The organism is Mesorhizobium sp. WSM4841 (assembly GCF_055811515.1).
Map to the genome: position 1 here is coordinate 1 of NZ_JBVVQC010000074.1, position 2396 is coordinate 2396.

A 2396-nucleotide genomic window follows, 5' to 3' on the forward strand; every position below is an offset into this window, starting at 1 on the left:
ATCGTAAACAGTTCATCGTTGAAATAGTCGCGCAGCCGGCCGACGGCCGCGCTCATGGCCGGCTGACTTAGGTTGATGCTGCTTGCCGCCGCCGTGAGGTTGCGCGCGGTCAGCAGTGCGTCGAGCACGACGAGAAGGTTCAGATCAAGGCCTTTGAAACGCATGCCTCATCCGTCCGTAACGTGGTTGTTTGTCGTCGTGACCATTATGGGCGCTCGTTTACGGTCCCACTCAGAGGTGTTGTATCCCGACCCGCCGCCAGCACGCGTGGAGGACGTGCTCGTCGTAGTTATGGGGATAGCGCGGCCGATGAGCGAATGGCCGACCGGTACAACAGTCGATCGGATAGGTCCGGAGCTATGAAACATGTTGATTACAGATGCGAATTTTTCACGTGGCTAATTGATTACAGATTGAGATTTGAGCAGACTTGGGCGTGGCGGCGTTCCGACAACGATCCGCGACACATATCCGAGGTCGCGCGTAATCCTGCGAATTGCCATCGCTATGACGACAATGGCCACTCCAAGCACAGTTGCGAAGGCGATTCTGGTCGTGAGATTCCAGACTTCTCCAAACTGTATCAATTCCATGAGGCGAAACACGGCACCCTGGACCAGGTAAAGCAGCAGCGTGCTCTGACCAAGCTCCACCGCGACAAAGCGAGCTACTCTAGTGGAATAGACAAGTCTCCAGAATTGGAACATAAACTGCATTGCTACTGCAGAAGCCGCTGCAGAGCCAGAGAACATCAGCAAAACTTGTTTAGCTGACTGTTCATCATGAATTAAAACAAGATTATTGTAGGCGTAGGTCTCCTTGCCCCACCCGAGGAAGCATATGAAAGCTGCTATCGAAAGTAAGACCACAAAAAGGGATTTGTGATGCCAGATGATACTCTTCTGCCATCCGATCGGTTGAGCAAACAGGAACCCCAAACAATAAAATGGGTAAGTGTATTTTAACAACGGGGTTATTGATAACGTGATGGGTGCGAATGCGACCGCAATTGCAGATACGCTTATGATCCACATCGATAGACGGTTGAAATTTGTAAGAAATCTAATCAGAACGAACGAAATAAATGCCGCCCATATGAACCAGTAAGTTCCAATAACTTCCGTCGACAAATCTAACAGTGTATCAGTCAAACTCTTTGTAGGAAAAATAACTGCGGACTTTAACGTCCAAATCAACGTACACCAAAAAAGCATTGGCAGTAGTAGCTGCATTGCCCGCTCACCGACACCCTGGGTGAACGATTTTCGCAAAATTGCCCTGGAAGAAAGATATCCGCTTATCGCCATAAAGAGAGGCATATGAAATATGTAGATAGACTTGAAATACGGCGACAGCCAGAAAGCGTCAGTGCCACGATAGATAAAATATTGTAACAGATGCCCAATTATCACCAAAGTGATGAGTATACCTTTGGCGAAATCAAAGCTTAGGTCTCGGTCGTTTGTCCCTGCTGGGCGCGAGCCGCGTTCCTTCGCTCCGACTGTTATGTGATCAAGCATCAGACTCCAGCCTATCTGTTGCAGTTGCTACTTGCCGTTTCCGGGCACGGCGAGCGCGGTGCAAAGGATCGAAATTCACGCGGATCGCGGCGTGGTATGGAGCGCCGATTGGCTGCAACCGAGCGGACAAAATCCCAGTGCCTGATCGCAAACCTCGAGCGCAGTGGCGGTCGCGATCATGTGTGGCGATGCGAACGCCCGGCACTATGGTCGTCAGGCCGTCTCTGCAGAACCTCAAGATGGTTTCGCAGCGGGTGCCGAACCATGCCAAAAGCGAACTAATGCCAAGCTGCTGCAGCACCGGACGCATGACGCGGGTAGAGTGGCTCATTCGGGGTCTCTCAAGATCCGGATGCATCCTGTACAATCCGAGTTCGCCTACCAAGAAATCAACCTCGCCAACCGTGAAGAAACGGCGCAGCAGGTCCAAGTGAGCCGCTACGCCGTACACATCAGAGCCGATTGCGCGAACCTCCGGCCCTGCACCGGCCCAGCTACAACCGCCTGAAAGCCCCTGTCGCCCATAGGCCTTTCGGAAGAAGGCGGAGATTCGACATGACCGGCTACTTGCAAGTCATTTCCCAGCACACGCTACAGAAGCGGTGGCGTGATCGGGCGCATGTCAAGTGCGGTCATCTATGCAGCGCCCTGGAAGTTTGGTAAAATCGATTGTTTAGATCGCGAGCATCCACGCTATGGATAAGTGAAAGCCATGCGCTTCAAGGGCCTTGATCTGAACCTTCTCGTGGTGCTCGACGCACTGCTGACCGAGCGCAACCTCACGGCGGCGGCAAGCAGCATCAATCTTAGTCAGCCGGCCATGAGCGCGGCCGTCGGCCGGCTGCGCGATTATTTCAACGATGAACTGTTTACGAC

5 protein-coding genes are annotated in these 2396 nt (G+C 52.6%); 2 read left to right on the forward strand and 3 right to left on the reverse strand.

The features are described from left to right. The coding region (locus AC0L14_RS34605) for a LysR family transcriptional regulator (RefSeq protein ID WP_473752208.1) at positions 1-164 on the reverse strand (164 nt) is incomplete at its 3' end. Positions 165-207: 43 nt separating this feature from the next. Between AC0L14_RS34605 and AC0L14_RS34610 the strand changes: the two genes are divergently transcribed. After that, positions 208-363 (forward strand): hypothetical protein, encoded by a 156-nt coding sequence (locus AC0L14_RS34610; RefSeq protein ID WP_473752206.1) that lies wholly within the window; start codon positions 208-210, stop codon positions 361-363. Between the two features lie 35 nt (positions 364-398). Here the strand turns inward: AC0L14_RS34610 and nolL are convergent, their stop codons facing one another. Further along, positions 399-1520, reverse strand: a complete 1122-nt coding sequence (gene nolL / locus AC0L14_RS34615; protein WP_473752207.1) for a nodulation factor fucose acetyltransferase NolL — start codon at positions 1518-1520, stop codon at positions 399-401. Further along, entirely contained in the window at positions 1513-2070 is a 558-nt protein-coding gene (locus AC0L14_RS34620; RefSeq protein ID WP_473529190.1) for a GNAT family protein, read from the reverse strand. The genes nolL and AC0L14_RS34620 overlap by 8 nt, the downstream gene beginning before the upstream one ends. 162 nt (positions 2071-2232) lie before the next feature. Here AC0L14_RS34620 and AC0L14_RS34625 point away from each other — a divergent pair. Beyond that, the coding region (locus tag AC0L14_RS34625) for a LysR family transcriptional regulator (protein WP_473752209.1) at positions 2233-2396 on the forward strand (164 nt) is incomplete at its 3' end.